The sequence below is a fragment of the Nostoc sp. CHAB 5715 genome, from assembly GCF_020829685.1.
Lineage (GTDB): Bacteria > Cyanobacteriota > Cyanobacteriia > Cyanobacteriales > Nostocaceae > Nostoc.
The window spans coordinates 1-2,489 of record NZ_JAIVFR010001038.1; the positions used below are offsets into that span (position 1 = coordinate 1).

4 protein-coding genes are annotated in these 2,489 nt (G+C 39.1%); 1 reads left to right on the forward strand and 3 read right to left on the reverse strand.

What is annotated here, in order from left to right; genetic code table 11:
- Positions 1-311: 311 nt before the first annotated feature.
- Positions 312-470, forward strand: coding sequence for a hypothetical protein (locus LC574_RS35485; protein ID WP_229458308.1), 159 nt, complete (start codon positions 312-314; stop codon positions 468-470).
- 11 nt (positions 471-481) lie between these two features.
- Here the strand turns inward: LC574_RS35485 and LC574_RS35490 are convergent, their stop codons facing one another.
- The 3 genes from LC574_RS35490 to modA all read right to left on the reverse strand — a co-directional run.
- Positions 482-1,132 (reverse strand): DUF642 domain-containing protein, encoded by a 651-nt coding sequence (locus LC574_RS35490; protein WP_229458309.1) that lies wholly within the window; start codon positions 1,130-1,132, stop codon positions 482-484.
- 191 nt (positions 1,133-1,323) lie between these two features.
- On the reverse strand, positions 1,324-1,911 hold the full coding sequence (locus LC574_RS35495) for a DUF642 domain-containing protein (RefSeq protein WP_229458310.1): 588 nt from the start codon (positions 1,909-1,911) through the stop codon (positions 1,324-1,326).
- A 49-nt stretch (positions 1,912-1,960) separates the two neighbouring features.
- On the reverse strand, positions 1,961-2,489 hold a 529-nt coding region (gene modA / locus LC574_RS35500), incomplete at its 5' end, for a molybdate ABC transporter substrate-binding protein (RefSeq protein WP_229458311.1).

Genomic DNA, 2,489 nt, shown 5'->3' on the forward strand with positions numbered 1-2,489 from the left:
TTATCTACGTAGGCGGGGAGTGGGTAGAGACGCGATTAATCGCGTCTGTACGGAGTAGGGAATAAGGAATTAGGCTTTTCGAGTTGTACCGAGCTTTTTCAGAAATCAAATATTAGTCCTATATGAATGTAGGTTGGGTTTCGTCCCTCAACCCAACACCTCAAAGTCTTGTAATTGTTGAGTAACACTAAAGTTCAACCCAACCTACGATTATCCACAAAGCCAAGCGTATTGCTCTATATCGCTTTTATGAAGATGCCGTAACAGCGATCGCTGTTACGGCATTAAGTCAAACATTATTTTAAAGTTGAATGCTACTACGTAATTTTGAAGTGGCTAGGGGAGTTGCTTATTGCACATCAGTGCGCCTGAGCTATGGAAAGCGTAAGGTGATGTCTACGACGGGCATAGATGTAGCACCTTTTCCATTAAGATTGTGTGGCGATCGCTTTCTTGTTTTCCGAGAGTGACAAAAAATTTTTTACCTAATTGCCTTCTTTTTCTTCAGCCATATTCCCAACAACCCAGCAATTGCTATTCCTCCAATACTTGATGGTTCAGGCACAGGTATTACACTCACATTATCTAAGTAGAGAAATGCGTATCTATCCACATACCCAAACTTTAACTCTGTAGATGATGCGTCTGCCGTAAAATTGAAATTATATTGTGTGTATGGCTGGTAAGAAATGTTTTTTTGATCAAAAATCTTATTTCCACCTACAAATGTCTGAAATTCATTATCAAGGTCAGGTGCCTCGGCTACAGATGCTAAAAAGTAACTAAGTTCGTATGTCTGACCAGGTTGTGTAGAAAGGGTCTGTGATATGTAGCTAAGGTCTACAAATCCACCAAGTGATAAACCCTGATTCCCACTATGATGTAGAGGAAAATTGCTAATTTTAGTTAATGATGTATTTATCGGATCACCAGATTTAATCCAGTCTGTAACATTAGGATTTGTCACGTTGGGATTGTTAGGATCTACGAGGGGGTCCAGTTCAAAGCTTCCGTTTTTAACAAGTTCTGCCGCTTGTGCTGCTGTATTATAAGTATTGGTAATCACAGCAGTGCTAATTAAAGTAGTACTAACACTAAAAACAATAATTGATAGTTTTTTAGTTAACTTCATAAAACTTGACTCCAAATAATTCCAAATTCTGACAATTAAAATGAGTTGATAATTACATTTATGCTGGCTCTAAGTAGTTGTCAAGAAAACTTACCCTGACTATAAAGCCAGACATTGCTTGGGTTTTTACTATTTTGTCAAGCTAGTGTGGTTTATTCATCACCATTATCTACGCCTGAATTTCCATAGTTTTATCTTTGATGTTTAGGTCTAGCTTTAACACTTACATCATCCAGATATAAAAACCCATACTTGGCTATAGAAGCAAACTTTATCTCGGTCGATCTTCCTTTTGCTTTAAAATCTAATGTGTATTGCGTATAGGGTTGGTAAGGAGTATTGTTTTTTACATCAAGCTTCTTTCCACCTATAAAAACCTTAAATTTATTATTAAGGTCAGGTGCTTCCTCTATGGATGCTAAATAGTAAGTAAGTCGGTACTGTTTACCAGGAACTGTACGGATAGTCTGTGATATGTCGCTAATGCTTGAAAATCCACCAAGTGATAAACCCTGGTTCCCAGTGTTAGGAAAGTTGCTAATTTTACTCAATGTTGTATCTATCGGATCGCCAGACTTAATCCATCCTGTAACATTAGGATTTGTAACGTTGGGATTATTAGGATCTATGAGAGGATCGATTTCAAATCCCCCGTTGGTAATCAGCTCTTGTCCTTCTGCTTGTACTGCTGATTTATAAGTATTGCTAATCACAGTAGTATGAATGAAGGCAGTGGTCAAACTACAAACAATAATTGAGAATTTTTTAGTGAACTTCACGAAACATGACTCCAAAAATAGTTCAAATTTCACGACAACGACGTGGTGATTAAGGCGCGAGAAAACCATAACCTTTAAAGATATTCTGGGCAGTAGTACCAGTTAAGTAGTTAGAAAAATTTCGTGCCGTCGTTAAAACTGTAGTTCTGGTGAGTATACCTAGTGGGTAGACAATTGGATCGCTCTCTCTTGTTAGAGCAGTTTGTACGACTCTTACCTTGTTAGAAATGGCAGCATCAGTTGTGTAAACAAAACCTGCATTAATAGTTTTATTTACACCGTTAACTTGAAGAGTTTTATTTTCAACAGCAGTTAAAACGGTACGGACATTACTAGCAAGGGATAATTTAGGACTAACAGTCGTGAAAATACCTCGACTAGTAAGAACTTGTTTGGCATAATTTCCTGCTGGTACAACTGGAGGAGTACCTGTGTAGTCACCTATAGCAATGCCAGCATGGCCTGGTCGTAGATCAGCTCGGTGTCCTTGGGGTCGCGGGCGATGGCCTGGGCCAGCAGGTCGTAGGCGGCCTGGTACTGCTTGTTGTCGCGCAGCAGTTGCACTTCGGCGGTGAGCT